Source organism: Nonomuraea sp. NPDC050310, assembly GCF_040655795.1.
In the GTDB taxonomy this organism is placed as follows: domain Bacteria; phylum Actinomycetota; class Actinomycetes; order Streptosporangiales; family Streptosporangiaceae; genus Nonomuraea.
Genome location: NZ_JBFAKP010000006.1, coordinates 308,993 through 325,680, shown reverse-complemented (window position 1 = coordinate 325,680; position 16,688 = coordinate 308,993). Strand labels below are relative to the sequence as shown.

Sequence of the window (16,688 nt, the reverse complement as noted above, 5' to 3'; positions counted from 1 at the left end):
GGCCTGTCGTGCGAACCCCGGCCGGGCGCTCGCTACGATCCGCTCATGGTGACAAGGTCCCGCCCCTCCCCCCGGCCGCTCGCGCTCGTCGTCCTGATGCTGCTCGCCCTGGTGGCCGCCTGCTCGGGTGAGGGCGCCCTGCCCGCCGGGCCCGAGCTGATGAAGAAGACCGCCGAGGCGATGAAGACGGTCAAGTCGGCCACCTTCGCCATCACCACCGAGGGCACGCCCGCGGTGCCGCTGCGCAAGGCCGACGGCCGGCTGACCACCGCAGGCGACGCCGACGGCACGCTCTCGGTCGAGCTGTTCGGTCAGCTCACCGAGATGAGCTTCGTGCTGCTCGGCGACACCGTCTACTTCAAGGGCCCCACCGGCGGGTTCCAGACGATGACCCGCCAGACGCTCATGCATACGCTCAGCTACGACCCCGCCCAGATCCTCGACCCGGCCAAGGGGCTGGCGCAGATCCTGACCACCGCCGCCAACCCCACGGTCGACGGCGAGGAGGGCGGCGCCTACCGCGCCACCGCCGCGCTCAAGCAGGACGCCCTCAAGGCCCTGGTGCCCGGTGTCAACCAGGACGTCAACGCGCAGTTCCTCATCGACAAGGCCACCAGCCGGATCAACCGCGTCACGCTGCCGCTGCAGGGCGGCTCGGCGACGGTGACCCTCAGCGACTACGACGCCGCCGTCCAGATCACCCCGCCGCCGGCCGGATGAGGAAGCTCGTCCTCGCCGCGGGCGGCGCCGTCGTCCTGCTCGCGGCGCTCGACGCCTACGTCGTCGTGACCGTCCTGGTCGACATCTCGCGCACCGTGGGGGTGCCGGTCAACCGGCTGGAGCGCATCACCCCGGTGGTCACCGGGTTCCTGCTCGGCTACATCGCCGCCATGCCGCTGCTCGGCCAGCTTTCCGACCGGTACGGCAGGCGTCCCCTGATCCAGCTCTGCCTGGCCGTCTTCGCCCTCGGCTCGGTGGTGACCGCGCTCGGGGACACCGTCGTGGTGGTCACCGCCGGGCGGGCGCTGCAGGGGATCGCCGGCGGCGCGCTGCTGCCGATCACCATGGCGCTCATCGGCGACCTGTGGGACGAACGCGAGCGACCCGTGGCGCTGGGCGCGGTCGGGGCGGCCCAGGAGCTGGGCAGCGCGCTCGGACCGCTGTACGGCGGGGTCGTGGCGCTGGCGCTGGGGTCGTGGCAGTGGATCTTCTGGATCAACCTGCCGCTGGTGGCGCTGGCCGCGGTCGCCGTGCAGCTCGCCGTACCCCGCGGCGCGCCCACGGCGACCGGGGACAAGCGGGCGGACCCGGCCGGGGACAAGCGAGTGGACCCGGCCGGAAGCAGGCGGGTGGACCCGGTCGGCGGAGGGCTGCTGGCCCTCGCCCTGGGACTGCTGGTGGCCGGGCTGTACAATCCGGAGCCCGCCGAGGCGGTGCTGCCGCCCTGGGGCTGGCCGCTGATCGGGCTCGGCGTCCTGGCGGCGGCGGTGTTCGTCTGGTGGGAGATCCGCTCCCCCGTCCGGCTGCTCGACCTGACCGGCACCCGCAAGGGCCCGCTCCTGGCCACCCTGGGCGTCAGCTTCGTCACCGGCGCCGCGCTCCTGATCACCATGGTGTTCGTCCAGCTCGCCGCCCAGACGCTGATGGGCCTGCCCGCCCTGGACGCCTCCCTGGTGCTGGCCCGCTTCCTGCTGGCGCTGCCGGTGGCCGCCCTGGCCGGCGGCGCGCTGGCCCGGCGGCTGGGCGACCGGGCGGTGACCGCCGCCGGACTGGCCGTGGCCTCGGCCGGCTTCTTCGTCATGTCCGCCTGGCCGCTGGAGCTGCGCGACCACCCGATCGACCTCGGCCTGATCATCGCCGGCGCCGGGCTCGGCCTGGTCATCGCCCCGGTGTCGGCCGCCGTGCTGCGCACCACCGGCCCCGCCCAGCACGGCGTGGCCTCGGCCGCGGTCGTCGTGGCCCGGATGATGGGCATGCTGATCGGCGTGGCCGCCGTGTCGGCCTGGGGCTTCTACCGCTTCCAGTCGCTCACCGCCGACCTGGACACCCCGCTGCCGACCGGCGACCCGGCCGCCTTCGCGCGGAAGATGGCCGAGTACACCGCGCAGGTGAAGGCCGCGCTGCACGTGGAGTACACCGAGATGTTCCTGGTCACCGGAGTGCTCTGCGTGGCCGGCGCGGCCCTCGCCCTGCTGATGCCCGCCCGGCGGGTTACGGCGTGAGGCGGTGCAGGTCGCGCGGGAAGGCCGCCGCCTGCCGGACGTTGGCCAGCCCGGCCAGCTTCGCCGTCCAGCGCTCCAGCCCGATGGCGAACCCGCCGTGCGGCGGCATGCCGTAGGCGAAGGCCTGCAGGTAGCCCTCGTACGGCTCGACCGGCTCGCCGCGCTCGGCCAGCGCGGCGAGGTAGTCCTCGTAGCGGTGCAGCCGCTGCCCGCCGGTCACCAGCTCGACCCCCCGGAAGAGCAGGTCGAAGCCGTTGGAGTAGGCCGGGCGCGCCGGGTCGGGGTGGGTGTAGAAGGGCCGCTTGACCATCGGGTAGCCGGTCACGAAGAGGAAGTCCGAGCCGTGCTCGCGCCTGGCCCACTCCGACAGCCGGCGTTCCTGCTCCGGCGACAGGTCGGGCTCGTCGGAACCGGTCAGCTCCTGCGCCTGGGTGAAGTGCAGGGCCGGGATCTCGGCCGGCACCTGCGGCAGCTCCATCGGGACGCTGCGCCGTACCGACTCGATCATGCCGGCCAGCAGCTCGCGCAGGACGGCCATGACGTCGCGGTGGTCGCGCACGAAGCCGAGCTCGACGTCGAGGCTGGTGTACTGCGCCAGGTGGCGGGCGGTGTCGTGCGGCTCGGCGCGGAAGACCGGGCCGACCTCGTAGACCCGCTCGAAGACGCCGACCATCATCTGCTTGAAGAACTGCGGCGACTGCGCCAGGTAGGCGGTGCGGCCGAAGTAGTCCACCGGGAAGACGTTCGCCCCGGACTCGGTGGCCGAGGCGACCAGCTTGGGCGTGTGGATCTCGGTGAAGCCGAGCCCGTCGAGGGTGGCGCGGAAGCCCGCGACGCTCGCGGCGGAGATCTCCAGCGCCCGGCGCAGCCTGGGGTGGCGCAGGGCGACCGGCGCGTGGTCGAGCAGCAGCGGCAGCGTGGCCGGCGCCTCGGGCCGGTAGAGCGCGAACGGCGGCGCCTTGGCCGGCTCGCTCAGCACGGTGATGCGCGGCTCGGTGAGCTCGACGCCGCCGGGCGCCTGGGCGCTGGCGGTGACCAGGCCGCTCACCTCGACGACGCTCTCCTCGACCGGCAGGCCGGGCACGGGGCTGACGATCTGGATGATCCCGGCACGGTCGCGCACGATCAGGAAACTGACGGATTTGAGCGTTCTGCGGCGATGGACCCAGCCCGCGACGGTGACTCGGCGGCCGGCGAACTCGGGCAGCTCGGCGGACAGGACACGTGACATGCTTACGGCACCTCCTCGGAGACTACCCCTGGGAGGTGCGGGCGAGCAGGGACTCGCGGTGCCACCACACCTTCGCCGCCGGATCGGCGGCCTCTGGCGGCCCGATGACGGAGGCCGGACCGGCGGGGCATTTCCTCCCCGCACTCAGGAGTGTCTTCACCCGGGGACGCGGGGCCGCCTCACAGCGACCGGCGGCTCTCTCGGCCCGCGTGGACCTCGGGTTACTCGTCTCCCTCAACGTGTTGCGGCCACTGTAACCGGGCAGGGGCGCCCCGGCCAACCGAGTATCGGCCCCACATGTACGGCACCCCGGCCGAGCCGCCGGAGCGGCTCGACCGCGAGCACACCTGGGTGCCGGACCGGGGAGCGAGGCGCCTACTTCTCCTTCTTGCGCTTCTCGCGGATCTTCATCGTCACCTCGATGGGCGAGCCGGCGAAACCGAACTCCTCCCGGATGCGCCGCTCGATGAAGCGCCGGTAGGTCTCCTCCAGCCACCCGGAGGTGAACAGGACGAACTTCGGCGGCTCGGTCGACGCCTGCGTGGCGAAGAGGATCTTGGGCTGCTTGCCGCTCCGCACCGGAGGCGGCGTCTGCTGCACCAGCTCGGTGAGGAAGGCGTTGAGCCGCGACGTCGGCACCCGGGTGGACCAGGAGTCGAGCGCCTTCTCGATGGCCGGGACGAGCCGGTCGACGTGCCGGCCGGTCTTGGCCGAGATGTTGACCCGCAGCGCCCACGGGATGCGGACCATCTGCCGGTCGATCTCCTTCTCCAGGTAGTACCGCCGGTCCTCGTCGACCAGGTCCCACTTGTTGAAGGCGACCACCATCGCGCGGCCGGACTCGATGACCATGCTGAGGATGCGCAGGTCTTGCTCGGTGAGCGGCTCGCTGGCGTCGATCAGCACGATCGCCACCTCGGTCTTCTCCAGCGCCGCGCGGGTGCGCATGGCGGCGTAGAAGTCGGCGCCCTGCAGCTCCCGGTCACGCCGCCGGATGCCGGCGGTGTCGACGAAGCGCCAGATCTGCCCGCCCAGCTCGACCAGCTCGTCCACCGGGTCGCGGGTGGTGCCGGCCATCGGGTCGACCAGCACCCGCTCCTCGCCGGCCAGCTTGTTGAGCAGCGAGGACTTGCCCACGTTGGGCTTGCCGAGCAACGCCACGCGGTGCGGGCCGCGCTCGGTGCCGAAGGTCTCGCGCGGGGTCTCGGGCAGCTTGTCGAGCACCACGTCGAGCAGGTCGCCGCTGGACCGGCCGTGCAGCGCGCTGACCGGGTACGGCTCGCCCAGGCCCATCGACCACATGGCGTGCGCCTCGAGCTCGAGCTGCTGGTTGTCGACCTTGTTGGCGGCCAGGATGACCGGCTTGCCGGACTGCCGCAGCACGTTGCCGACCTCCTGGTCGGCGTCGGTGATGCCGACCGTGGCGTCGACCACGAACAGGATCACGTCGGCCAGCTCCACGGCGACCTGGGCCTGCTCGGCGATGCGCAGGTTCATGCCGGTGGCCTCGGGGTCCCAGCCGCCGGTGTCGACGACGGTGAAGCGGCGGCCACGCCAGTTGGCGTCGTAGGTCACGCGGTCACGGGTCACGCCCGGGACGTCTTCCACGACCGCCTCGCGGCGGCCGATGATGCGGTTGACGAGCGTGGACTTGCCCACGTTGGGGCGGCCCACGATGGCCAGGACGGGGAGCGGGCCGCTGTCGGCCTCGTCCTCCCCGTGCTCTGTCGTCAGATCTTCGAGCTCGGCCTCAATCCAGCCGGAGTCCCCCGTTGACATCTGTGTTCATCCTCACGAGTACCGCGCCTGATCCGTTCAGGCGCGCTCCTTGACCAGTCTCACCACCGTGGCGATGACCTCTTCGAGGTTCAGGGCCGTGGTGTCGAGCTCGACGGCGCCAGCCGCCATCGAGAGCGGATCGGTCTTACGTGTCGAGTCAAGGGTGTCACGCCGCGCCATGGCGGCCTGCTGCGCCTCCACCGTCGTGCCCGTGAGCTCGGCGGTGCGGCGGTTGGCGCGGGCCTCGGCGCTGGCGGTCAGGTACACCTTCAGCGTGGCGTCGGGAGCGACCACCGAACCGATGTCACGGCCCTCGACCACGATGCCGCCCTCGCCGATGATCTCGCGCTGCAGGGCGACCAGCCGCCGCCGGACCTCCGGCACGGCCGCGACCAGCGAGACCGAGCCGGTGACGGCGTCACCGCGGATGGCGGTGGCGACGTCGGCGCCGTCCACGTGGATGGTGGGACCCTGCGGGTCGGTGCCGGACTCCAGGACGGGCTCGGCGGCCCGCGCCGCGACGGCCTCCTGGTCGCCCACCTCGACGCCGTGCTCCAGCATCCACCAGGTCATGGCACGGTACTGCGCCCCGGTGTCCAGGTAACGCAGGCCCAGCTCGCGGGCGACGCCACGGGATGCGCTCGACTTGCCGGACCCCGAGGGCCCGTCCACGGCTACGACCAGACCGGCCACGACTCCTCCTTCGACTCAACCCAAGGAGGTTACCGTGCCTTGACCCCCGCACCGGACGGGCCGGGCCTGCGGCAGGCGTCCGGGAGAATTCCTGACACGGGCAGTTACGCCCGGCTACGCTCGGTCCATGGACGGGGTGGAGACCGTAACGCTGGCGGATCGCATCGCCGGGCTCCGAGCCACCTACCGCTGGGACCCGGGACAGGCCGACCGGTTGCTCCAGGCGGCGCTGCTGGAGCTCGACCGGGCCCAGCGCGAACTGGCCGGCTGCGAGGCCAGGATCGGCGCCGCCGCCGTCGAGGGCCGCCGGCACCGGCAGTCGTTGTGCGGGCTGCTCGACCGCATGCCGGTCCCGCTCTTCCTGCTCGACCTCCAGGGCCGCATCACCCGGCTGAACCAGGCGGCCGGCCGCGCCTTCGGGCCGCGCCTGCCGGCCGTGCACGGCAAGCCCTTCGTGGCGGTCGTCGACCTCGCCCACCGGCCGGCCTTCCGCTCGCACCTGCACGCCGCCTGTCACGGGGGCGCCGAGCTCTCCCTGTCCACGCACCTGTGCCTCACCGGCGAGGCTGTGGCCGCCGAGCTGACGATGACGCGCCTGCCGGGCGAGGACCTGGTGGCGGTGACCGTCCTGCCCTCCGGCGGCGGCGTCCCACCGGCGCCCCCGCCCTCCTGCGACGTGCGCATCGAGGTGATCAGCGAGCTGGCCGGCGCGCTGCTCGCCGAGCGCGAGCCCAGCGAGGGCTGGCTGCTGCGGCGGGCCGCCGAGGTGCTCACCGCCTCCTACGCCGACCTCGCCGTCATCGACCGCCGCTACCGCGACGGCTCCCGCACCCGGGCGGCGGTCGCGGGCGACCCCGGCGAGCTCGACAGCATCGGCCTGCTGGAACGGCTGGCGCCGCTGGAGGACGACGGCCCGGCCCTGCTCAACCCGATCCACGACGAGCTCGCGCTCGGCCGCGACCAGTCCGGGCTGCCCGCGCTGACCCTGCTGCGCGCCGGATCGGTGATCATCACCCCGATCGGCGACGACATCGACGGCTTCGGCACCCTCACCCTCATCCGCCGCTCCGACCGCCCCGGCTTCGACCACGAGGACCTCCGCCTGTGCGAGCGGGCCGGCCGCCACCTGGCCCTCGCGCTGCGCGCCGACCGCACCCGGCGGGGCCGGGCCACCTCCGCGCACGCGCTGCAGGCCAGCCTGCTCCCCCGGCGCCTGCCGGAGGTGCCCGGCTGCGGGCTGTCCTCGCTCTACTCACCCGCCGGTGAGGGCGAGCTGGTCGGGGGCGACTTCTACGACGTCTTCCCCTGCCTCGGCGGCTGGGGGCTGGTCCTGGGCGACGTCTGCGGCAAGGGCGAGGAGGCGGCGGCGATCACCGCGGTGGCGCGGCACGGCCTGCGCGTGCTGGCCGGCCGGATCGACGACCCGGCGGTGCTGCTCGGCGAGATCAACCACGCGTTGCTGGTCCATCCCGACACCGACCGGTTCGTCACCGCGGTCCTCGCGCTCCTGTCGCCCTCCTGTGGCGGGCTGCGCATTCGGCTGGCCTCCGCCGGGCACCCGCCGGCGCTCATCCGCGGCGCCGACGGGGTGGTCCGTCCCGCCGACGGGGGCGGGCTGCCGCTCGGCCTGTTCGACGACGCCGGGTACCCCGTCCAGGAGATCAAGCTCCGGTACGGCGAGGCCCTCGTCCTGTACTCCGACGGCGTGACCGAGGCGCGTGACGAGCAGGGGCGGCTGTACGGCCCGCAGCGGCTCGGCACCGCGGTCGCCGCCGCGCCCGGCGAGAGCGCCGACGACATCATCCGCGCGGTCCACGAGGACCTGCGCCGCTTCGCCGCCCCCGGCCACGCCGACGACACCGCCCTGCTGGTGCTGCGAGCCCACGACGAGCCGGAGTTCTAGCCCGCCAGCCGATCTTCGGCGAGCGGTGGGAGCGGGGTTCTAGTCCGCCCAGTCGATCTCGGGTGAGCGGTGGAAGCCGATGCCGCGTGCCGCCCAGCGCGGCCCGTGCGCGGCCAGCCGGGCGCGGAATCCGGGCCAGTCCCGGGCCCGCTCGGGGCTCCAGCCCAGCTCCGCGATGGCGGGCAGCCTCGGGAAGACCATGTGATCCAGGTAGACCTCAGGGTCGGGGTAGACCGCGGTCGAGTCCGGCAGGCGGTGGCTGCCCGGATACGCCCGATCGGTCCACAGTGGCGCCTCCACGCCGAGCACCTGCCCCTCGGCGACCACCGGCTCCAGCACCCGCACCGGGTCCCAGTCGTAGGCCCGCTCCACCGGCACCAGCCCCGCCCACCGCAGCCCGTAGGGGGTGTCAGCGGTGTACTTCATGTCCAGGTAGGCCCGGTCGGCGGGCGAGACGATCACCTGCGCGCCCTGCCGCACCGCCCGGCGCAGCAGCCGGACGCTCTCCGTCTCCTCCGCCGTCCCGATCGCCGGCCGATCCTCGTGCGTCAGGCCCCAGTACTGCACGGCGCTCCCCGGCGGAAGCGGGCCGTCGCCGACCTGGTGCCAGCCGATCACCCGCTTCCCGTTCGCGACCGCCGCCCGGCCCGCCAGCCCGACGTAGGCGGCGTACTGCTCGCGCGTCACCGACGGCACCTCGTCGCCGCCGATGTGCAGCCACGGCCCGGGGCTGAGCGCCGCCGCCTCGGCGAAGGTCTTGTCCACGAAGTCACGCACGGCCGGCAGCCGCGCCTCGTCCAGGCAGAAGACGCTCACCCGGACGTCGAACCCGTGGTACGGCTCCCGCGCCACCCCGTCGCAGTTGAGCCCCGGCACCGAGGCCATCGCGGCGGCGCTGTGCCCGGGCCCGTCGATCTCCGGGACGACGGTGATGAACCGCTCGGCGGCGTAGGCCACGACGTCGCGGTACTCGGCCTCGGTGTAGAACCACGGCCCGCCCTCGCGCCAGCCCGCCTGGGTGGAGGCTCCTATCCGGTTGAGGGCCGGGAAGGCCCGGCTGGGCAGGCGCCAGCCCTGGTCCTCGGTGAGGTGCCAGTGGAAGACGTTGATCTTGTAGCGGGCGGCCTGGTCGATGAGCCGCTTGACCGACGCCGCCGGGACGAACCTGCGGCCCACGTCGAGCATCAGGCCCCGGTAGCCGAACCTCGGGCGGTCGGTGATCTCGACCTGCGGCACCGTCCACGGGCCGGGTCGTCCTGTGGTCTCCACGTCGGGTGGCAGGAGCTGGAGGAGGGTCTGGGTGGCGCGGAACAGGCCTTCCGCGGTGGTGGCGGCGAGCCGTACGCGCTGGTTTCGGGCGGTCAGCGTGTACCCCTCCCGGCCCAGCCCCGCCGGGGCGGCGAGGGTGAGCTCGACCGTGGGCGCGGCAGGGGTCGCGGCGGCCGCGAGGGGCATGGGGAAACCCGTCGCCCGGCGCAGCGTCCGGGCCAGGTGCGTGGCGACCTGGCGTTCGGCTCGGCCGGCGACGATCGTGGTGGCCGCGGTCAGCGCCACCGCCGGACCTCCGAGCGCGGCCACCCGCTCCGGCTGCGGCACCAACGGCAACCCAGCCGCCCCACTCCGCTCTCCGGGGGCCTCCTGAGCGAGCGGCACGGTGGCACATCCGGCCAGAAGCAGCAAAACGACAGCGAGCACGCGGGCGGGCACGCGGGCATTGTGGGGCGCGCACCCGATGGGGTCAAGGTCCGTCAGGGGCAGTGCGGGTCAGGGGACCTGCCAGCCGCGTTCGCGCAGGGCGGCGCTCAGCACGAGGACCGCGTCCGGCTGGACCGACAGTTCGGCCATACCGAGCGGCAGCCCCGGCGCGTGCTCCAGCCGCACGTCCTCGACGTTGACCCCGACCTCGTCACACACCTGGAACAGCCGGGCGAGCTGCCCGGGACGGTCCCCGATGACCACCTGGACCACGCCGTACCGCGCCGCCGGGCCACCGTGCTTGCCGGGGATCCGGCCATGCCCGGCCACGCCTCGCTTGAGCAGCCCGGTGACCTCGTCGGCCGCACCCGGCTCCCCCTTGGACAGGCCACGAAGCGCCTCGGCGGCCTCGTTGAGGTCACGCGCGACCGCGTCGAGCACCTCGGCCACCGGCGCCGCGTTGCCGGACAGGATGCCCAGCCACAGACCAGGGTCGCCGCCGGCGATCCGGGTCACGTCCCGCACCCCCTGCCCGGCCAGCCCCAGCGCCACCTCGGACGCCTCGGCCAGCCGCGCGGCCACCGCACTGGCGGCCACGTGCGGAGCGTGGGACACCAGCGCCACGGCCTGGTCGTGCTCGGCCGCACCGACCTCGACCGGGTTGGCCCCGCACAGCGCGATCAACTCCAGCACCGCCGCCACGGCCTCGGGCGAGGCCTCCGGCGTCGGGCACAACGCCCAGGGCCGGCCCAGGAACAGATCGGCCCGGGCCGCGCCGGGCCCCGACTTCTCCCGCCCGGCCAGCGGATGCGAGGCGACGTAGGACCCGAGGTCGCAGCCCAGCTCGCGGGCCCGCTCGATCGGCTCGGCCTTGACGCTGGCCACGTCGGTGTACCAGGTCGCCACGCCCCGGGACTGCAGGCCCTTCAGCTCGCTGGCCACGTGCGGCGGCGGCACCGCCACGACCGCGAGGTCCACCTTCTCGTCGTAGTGCCACTCCTCGCCCGCGCCCAGCTCGCGCGCCAGCCGTACCGAGGTCAGATCCCGGTCGGCGAGCAGCACGCGCGTGCCCCGCCCGCGCAGCGCCAGCGCCACGGAGGTGCCGATGAGACCGGTCCCGAGGACCAGAACGGTGTTCATTGCGCGATGTCCTGACGAAGAACGGTGGCGCCACGCAGGTAGACGTGCTGGATCTCCGCACGCGGCCGGTCGGTCTCGACGTGCGCCATCAACCGCACCACGCGCGGCAGCGCGCCCGGCACGGCGATCTCCGTGCAGCAGATCAGCGGCACGTCGTGGAAACCGAGCTTACGCGCCGCCAGCGCGGGGAACTCGGCGGTTAGGTCGGGGGTCGCGGTGAACAGCACGCTGATCACCTCGTCGGTGGTCAGCCGGTTGCGCTCCATCACCGCGGAGACCAGCTCGGTCGTCGCACCGATGATCGCGTCGCGGTCGTTCCCCTCGACCTGGATCGCTCCTCGGATCGCCCGGACCATGCTCGTCCAACCCCTCTCAGATGGCGGAGAGCCCGCGCGGTCTCCCACGCGGGCTCCGTGTTGGTCGCGGCCAGACTACATCTTGACCGCGGCGTACAGCTCGCCGACCTCGTGCAGGCTGAGCGAGCGCAGCGTGCCCGGCTTGGTACGGCCGAGCTTGATCGGCCCGAACTCGATCCTGGCCAGGTCGATCACGCGGTGCCCGGCGACCTCCAGCATGCGCCGGACGACGTGCTTGCGGCCCTCATGCAGCACGACCTCGACCAGCGCCTGCTGGGCGTGCTCCTGCACGATCTCGAAGCTGTCGGCCTTGACGATGCCGTCCTCGAGCTCGATGCCCTTCTTCAGGCGGCGGCCCAGGTCACGCGGGATCGGGCCGGGGACCTTCGCCCAGTACTTCTTCTGCACGCCGTAGCTCGGGTGCGTCAGCCGGTGCGCCAGCTCGCCGTCGTTGGTGAGCAGCAGCAGGCCCTCGGTCTCGGTGTCCAGCCGGCCCACGTGGAACAGGCGCGGGGCCAGCTCCTCGACGAAGTCGGCCAGGCACGGGCGACCCTCCGGGTCCTCCATGGTGCTCACCACGCCGATGGGCTTGTTGAGCGCGTAGTAGACCAGGTCGGGGGCGGTCGGGATGCGCTTGCCGTCCACGTGGATGGCCTGCTTGGCCGGGTCCACCTTGGCGCCGAAGCGGCGGACGACCTGGCCGTCGACCGTCACCCGGCCGTCACCGATCATCTCCTCGCAGGCGCGGCGGCTGGCCACGCCCGCCTGGGCGAGCACCTTCTGCAGCCGGACGCCGTCCGGCACCTCGGTGGTGTCGCGCTCGTCGTTGTCCCACGGCTCGTAGAAGTCGCGGTCACGCTTGGGGCGGTCGGTCTTGAACCGGTCCTTGGGGGCGGATCCGGTACGGCTGCCGCCGCCGATCGTCTGCACGTTGTCCCGCCTGGGCGGGCGGGACTGGTACGGGCGGGACTCGGGGGCGTCGTCGCGCTTGCCGTACCGGCCGCGGACCGGGGCGCCGTCGCCGCGCTCGTTCCACGGCTCGCGCTTGGCCTGCTCGTCCCGGCCGTAGCTCGGACGGGCACCCTCGCGGGAACCACCGTAGGAGGGACGGTTGCCGCCGCCGTACGAGGGGCGGTTGCCGTCACGGGAACCACTGCCGTAGGACGGACGGTTACCGTCGCGGTTGCCGCCACCGTAGGAGGGGCGGTTGCCGTCGCGGGAGCCGCTGCCGTAGGAGCGGGCGCCGTCGCGGCCGGCGCGAGGGGCCTCCCCGCGCGAGCCGCGCTCGTCGTAGGAGCGGCCACCGGACGGGCGACCGGAGCCACCCCGCTGGCCACCGCCGCTGTAGGAGCGGCCCTCGGAGCGGTCACCGCCGAAGCCACGCCCGCCGGACCGCTCGCCCCCGAAGGAACGCTCGCCGGACGGCCGGCCCGAGCGGTCACCGTAGGACCGCTCCCCGGACGGCCGCCCACCGGAACGGTCACCGTAAGAAGACCGGCCACCGGAGGCGGAGGAACCGTAGGAAGACCGGCCACCCGACCGGTCGCCGGAGGAGGAGCCGTAAGAGGACCGACCACCGGAACGGTCACCAGAGCCGTAAGAGGAACGGCCACCGGAGGCCGAGGAGCCGTAGGAAGAGCGGCCACCCGAGCGGTCGCCGTAGGAGGAGCGGCCGCCGGAGGAGCGCTCGCCGTACGAGCGGCCCTCGGAGCGGTCGCGGCGGTCGTCGCCGTAGGACCCACGGCGGTCGTCACCGTAAGAGCCCCGGCGGTCATCGCCGTAGGACCCGCGGCGGTCGTCGCCACGGGAGGAGGAAGAGGAACCGAAACCACGCCCGGCGGAGCCGGCACCGCGACGGTCGTCGCGCCCGGCAAAACCGGAGCCGGAGCCGGACCCGGACCCGGAGCGGTCGCGCGAGCCGTCACGGCCGGCGCGGAGCGAGTCGCGGCCGGAGGGGCCGTCCTCGCGGCGGGAACCGCCACGGAAGTCGTCACGGCGCGGTGCGTCGGAGCGCCGGTCGTCGGAGCGGAAGGCGGGACGTCCGGTGCGTCCTCGACCGCGTCCATCACCGGACGGGGTGCTTCGCCTGTTGTTCACTGGAGTTCTCCTATGAGTGGGTTCAACCGGCCTGAGGTCAGGCCGATCTGTGGTCCTCGAGCCCGTCGACGTCGTCGGGCAGGAACGGGGCGAGCTCGGGGAGCTCGTCGATGCTGGTCAGTCCCAGCCGTTCGAGGAAGTATGCGGTTGTCCGGTAGAGCATCGCCTGGCTCTCCGGGTCGGTCCCGGCCTCTTCGACCAGGCCGCGCGCGACGAGGGTGCGCATCACGCCGTCGCTGTTGACGCCGCGGACCGCTGCCACTCTCGCCCGGCTGACCGGTTGACGGTAGGCCACCACGGCGAGGGTTTCGAGCGCCGCCTGGGTCAGCCTGGTCTGCTGGCCGTCGCGGACGAACCGCTCGACCAGGGGCGCGCAGTCGGCCCGAGTGTAGTACCGCCAGCCGCCCGCTACCTGCCTCAGGTCAAAACCCCGTCCGGCGTCGGTGTATTCCGCCGCGAGCGCGTGGAGGGCCGCGGTGACCTCGTGGGTGGGGCGTTCGAGGACCTGGGCCAGGGTGACCTCGGGCACGGGCTCGTCGACCACGAGGAGGATGGCCTCCAGCGCGGCCCGCAGGCCGGGCCCGTCGGCCGCGGGCTGCTCCACAGCAGGGGCAGGGGCCGATTCGGGCGAGGTGCGGGGGAAGGGGAGGTCGTCGAGGCGTTCAGTCATCTGCTGGCTGCTCCGCTGGCTGGTCGGTGTCGGGTTCTTCGTAGTCGTCGCCGACCGAGACGTCGCCGTCGTCGGCGCCGGTCCAGGTGACGTGGAGGTCGCCGAGCGGTTCGACCTGCTCGAAGGTGACCGCGGATTCGCGGAAGAGCTCCAGCACGGCCAGGAAGCGGGCGATGACCTCGAAGGTGCCTTCGCAGTCGGCGACGAGCACCCGGAAGGTCGCCACGCGCAGCCGGCGCAGCCGGGCGACCAGGATGGCGGCCTGCTCGCGGACGCTGGCCAGCGGCTGGTAGATGTGCTGGACGTTGACGGTGGGCGGCGCCTTGGGGGTGAAGGCGCGGGCGGCGATGCGGGCGAGCTGGTCGGGGCCGATGCCGAGGATGAGCTCGGGCAGCAGGTTGGCGAACTGGGCCTCCATGGGCGCCGTGCGCGGGAAGCGCAGCGCCTCGGCCGCCATGAGGCCGGAGAAGACCTTGGCGACCTCCTTGTACGCCTTGTACTGCAGCAGCCGCGCGAACAGCAGGTCGCGGGCCTCCAGCAGCGCGAGGTCCTCCTCGTCCTCGACCTCGCCGGAGGGCAGCAGCCGGGCGGCCTTGAGGTCGAGCAGGGTGGCGGCGACCAGCAGGAAGTGGGAGGTCTGGTCGAGGTCCCATTCGGGCCCGCGCGAGCGGATGTAGGCGATGAACTCGTCGGTGACCTTGGAGAGCGAGACCTCGGTGATGTCGAGCTTGTGCTTGGCGATGAGTCCGAGCAGCAGGTCGAACGGGCCCTCGAAGACGTCCAGGTGGACGTTGAAGGCGTTGGGGTCGAGCTCTAGCTGCTCGGGCTGCTGCGGGGCCACGCGCTCATTGTCCCGCACCCCGGGGGGCCGTGCCCCCCGAAAGGGTGTCAGCGGGCCAGGGTCGCGGGGGCGGGCCAGCGCGAGAGCACCTCGCGGGCGAGCTCGCGGTAGGAGTTGGCGCCGAGCGAGGTCGGGTCGAAGGTGGTGATCGGCTCGCCCGCGACGGTCGCGTCGGGGAAGCGCACGGTCCGGTTGATGACCGTGTGGAACACCTTGTCGCCGAAGGCCTCGACCACGCGGGCGAGCACCTCGCGCCCGTGCAGGGTGCGGGCGTCGTACATGGTCGCCAGCAGGCCCTCGATGACCAGTTCGTCGTTGAGCCGCTCCTGCACCTTGGTGATGGTGTCCATCAGCAGCGCCACGCCGCGCAGCGCGAAGAACTCGCACTCCAGCGGCACCATGACGCCGTGGGCGCAGGTGAGGGCGTTGATGGTGAGCAGGCCGAGCGACGGCTGGCAGTCGATCAGGCAGACGTCGTAGTGCGGCAGCAGCGGCTTGAGCACCCGGCCGAGCACCTGCTCGCGGGCGACCTCGGTGACGAGCTGGACTTCGGCGGCCGACAGGTCGATGTTGCACGGCAGGAGGTCGAGGTTGTCGACGCCGGTCTCCAGGAGCACGTCCTCGCCGGAGACCTCGCGGTCCATCAGCAGGTTGTAGACCGTGAGGTCGAGCTGGAGCGGGTTGATGCCGAGCCCGATGGACAGGGCGCCCTGCGGGTCGAAGTCGACCAGCAGCACGCGCAGGCCCAGTTCGGCCAGGGCGGCGCCGAGGTTGATGGTCGTGGTGGTCTTGCCCACCCCGCCCTTCTGGTTGACCATCGCGACCACGCGGGCGGGCCCGTGCGTGTCGCGCCGGGCCGGCTCCGGGAACACCGGACGCGGGCGCCCGGTCGGGCCGAGATTCACACCGCGCTTGGCGGTGTCGGTCTTCGTGTCACCCCAGGGGTTCTCGGGGGTCCCCGGGGTCGAACCATTGGCGGTCACAGTCACCAGCTCGAACCTCCCTGACGGTCCCGAACCGGACCGTCCGGACGGACACTATGGCGTCAGCTTATGTACGGCAAGGCAACACACCGCGCCCATCGAACCACACTGCCGCACGTCGGAAAGACTATAGATCAATGGATGGCGCGAGGGTGCGCCGCGGCGTACACCTCCCGGAGCTTGTCGACCGTCACGAGGGTGTAGACCTGAGTGGTCGTCACCGATGCGTGGCCGAGCAACTCCTGCACCACCCTAACGTCGGCGCCGCCGTCGAGGAGGTGAGTTGCGAACGAATGGCGTAGGACGTGCGGGGAAATCCCTTCGAGCCCGGCTCGTTCCGCCGCGCTCTGCAGCACCTCCCAGGCGCCCTGCCGGGTCAGCCGGCCGCCGCGGGCGTTGAGGAAGAGCGCCGGGGTGCGGGCCGCCAGAGTGGGGCGGGCGCGCACGAGGTAGGCGTCGAGCGCCTGGCGGGCGTAGCGGCCCAGGGGCACGACGCGGGTGCGGCCGCCCTTGCCGCGCAGCCGTACCTGCTCGGGTTCGAGGTCGTCCACGGCCAGGCCGACCGCTTCCGAGATGCGGGCGCCGGTGCCGTACAGCAGCTCCAGCAGGGCGCGGTTGCGCAGCGTCAGCGGCGCGGCCTCGGGCCCGGAGGCGGCGATGAGCCGCTCGACCTCGGCCACGGAGATGGCCTTGGGCAGCCGGCGCGACTGCCGGGGCGGGCGGACCAGGTGGGCGGGGTCGTGGCCGGCGACGCCCTCGCGCAGCGCGAAGCGGTGCAGGCCCCGCACGGCCGAGACGGCGCGGGCGGCGGAGCTGGCCACCAGGGCCGGGTGCTCGCCGTCGCCCTGGCGCAGCGCGGACAGGAAGTCGAGGACGTCGGCCTCGCCGACCTCCGCGATCTCGCTGCGGCCCAGGCCACGCAGGTGGCCCAGGTAGCGCTGCAGGTCGCGGCGGTAGGAGGCGAGCGTGTTCGCGGCCAGCCCCCGCTCCACGGCCAGGTGGGCGAGATAGCTGGAGATCACCGCCTCCACCGGAAGTCCTCCCTGCTGCCCGGTCCGGGGACCGGGCGTCGTGCCGT

At 73.1% G+C, this 16,688-nt stretch carries 14 protein-coding genes; 3 read left to right on the top strand and 11 right to left on the bottom strand.

All coding sequences use genetic code 11. The features are described from left to right. Positions 1-45 precede the first annotated feature (45 nt). Together AB0I67_RS18635 and AB0I67_RS18630 are read left to right on the top strand one after the other, a co-directional pair. Positions 46-720 (top strand): LppX_LprAFG lipoprotein, encoded by a 675-nt coding sequence (locus AB0I67_RS18635; RefSeq protein ID WP_357924696.1) that lies wholly within the window; start codon positions 46-48, stop codon positions 718-720. Continuing rightward, positions 717-2,222, top strand: a complete 1,506-nt coding sequence (locus tag AB0I67_RS18630; protein WP_357924693.1) for an MFS transporter — start codon at positions 717-719, stop codon at positions 2,220-2,222. The genes AB0I67_RS18635 and AB0I67_RS18630 overlap by 4 nt, the downstream gene beginning before the upstream one ends. On the opposite strand, the gene aspS is transcribed toward AB0I67_RS18630, so the two are convergent. The 3 genes from aspS to cmk all read right to left on the bottom strand — a co-directional run bounded on the left by aspS (position 2,212) and on the right by cmk (position 5,925). Beyond that, positions 2,212-3,453 (bottom strand): aspartate--tRNA(Asn) ligase, encoded by a 1,242-nt coding sequence (aspS, locus tag AB0I67_RS18625; RefSeq protein ID WP_357924691.1) that lies wholly within the window; start codon positions 3,451-3,453, stop codon positions 2,212-2,214. The genes AB0I67_RS18630 and aspS overlap by 11 nt on opposite strands. A gap of 375 nt (positions 3,454-3,828) precedes the next feature. Continuing rightward, on the bottom strand, positions 3,829-5,232 hold the full coding sequence (der, locus tag AB0I67_RS18620; RefSeq protein ID WP_357924689.1) for a ribosome biogenesis GTPase Der: 1,404 nt from the start codon (positions 5,230-5,232) through the stop codon (positions 3,829-3,831). Between the two features lie 36 nt (positions 5,233-5,268). Further along, positions 5,269-5,925: a (d)CMP kinase gene (cmk, locus tag AB0I67_RS18615; protein ID WP_357924686.1), complete on the bottom strand. Its 657-nt coding sequence runs from the start codon at positions 5,923-5,925 to the stop codon at positions 5,269-5,271. A 127-nt stretch (positions 5,926-6,052) separates the two neighbouring features. On the opposite strand from cmk, the gene AB0I67_RS18610 reads away from it, so the two are divergent. Next, positions 6,053-7,828 (top strand): SpoIIE family protein phosphatase, encoded by a 1,776-nt coding sequence (locus AB0I67_RS18610; RefSeq protein ID WP_357924684.1) that lies wholly within the window; start codon positions 6,053-6,055, stop codon positions 7,826-7,828. 39 nt (positions 7,829-7,867) lie between these two features. Here AB0I67_RS18610 and AB0I67_RS18605 read toward each other — a convergent pair whose 3' ends face one another. The 8 genes from AB0I67_RS18605 to AB0I67_RS18570 form a co-directional block, all read right to left on the bottom strand. Continuing rightward, complete coding sequence (locus AB0I67_RS18605; protein ID WP_357924681.1) at positions 7,868-9,424, bottom strand: beta-N-acetylhexosaminidase; 1,557 nt, start codon at positions 9,422-9,424, stop codon at positions 7,868-7,870. Positions 9,425-9,592: 168 nt separating this feature from the next. Further along, positions 9,593-10,663 carry a prephenate dehydrogenase gene (locus AB0I67_RS18600; protein WP_357924678.1) on the bottom strand — a complete coding sequence of 357 codons (1,071 nt, stop codon included), beginning with the start codon at positions 10,661-10,663 and terminating at the stop codon, positions 9,593-9,595. Beyond that, on the bottom strand, positions 10,660-11,019 hold the full coding sequence (gene aroH / locus AB0I67_RS18595; protein WP_357924676.1) for a chorismate mutase: 360 nt from the start codon (positions 11,017-11,019) through the stop codon (positions 10,660-10,662). The genes AB0I67_RS18600 and aroH overlap by 4 nt, the downstream gene beginning before the upstream one ends. Positions 11,020-11,094: 75 nt before the next feature. Further along, complete coding sequence (locus tag AB0I67_RS18590; protein ID WP_357924673.1) at positions 11,095-13,116, bottom strand: pseudouridine synthase; 2,022 nt, start codon at positions 13,114-13,116, stop codon at positions 11,095-11,097. A gap of 37 nt (positions 13,117-13,153) precedes the next feature. Next, positions 13,154-13,786, bottom strand: coding sequence for an SMC-Scp complex subunit ScpB (scpB, locus tag AB0I67_RS18585; protein ID WP_357924670.1), 633 nt, complete (start codon positions 13,784-13,786; stop codon positions 13,154-13,156). Continuing rightward, positions 13,779-14,627 (bottom strand): segregation/condensation protein A, encoded by an 849-nt coding sequence (locus AB0I67_RS18580; protein ID WP_357924667.1) that lies wholly within the window; start codon positions 14,625-14,627, stop codon positions 13,779-13,781. The genes scpB and AB0I67_RS18580 overlap by 8 nt, the downstream gene beginning before the upstream one ends. Positions 14,628-14,674: 47 nt before the next feature. Next, positions 14,675-15,532: a ParA family protein gene (locus AB0I67_RS18575; protein ID WP_357924883.1), complete on the bottom strand. Its 858-nt coding sequence runs from the start codon at positions 15,530-15,532 to the stop codon at positions 14,675-14,677. Positions 15,533-15,744: 212 nt separating this feature from the next. Then, on the bottom strand, positions 15,745-16,641 hold the full coding sequence (locus tag AB0I67_RS18570; RefSeq protein ID WP_357924664.1) for a site-specific tyrosine recombinase XerD: 897 nt from the start codon (positions 16,639-16,641) through the stop codon (positions 15,745-15,747). Positions 16,642-16,688 lie beyond the last annotated feature (47 nt).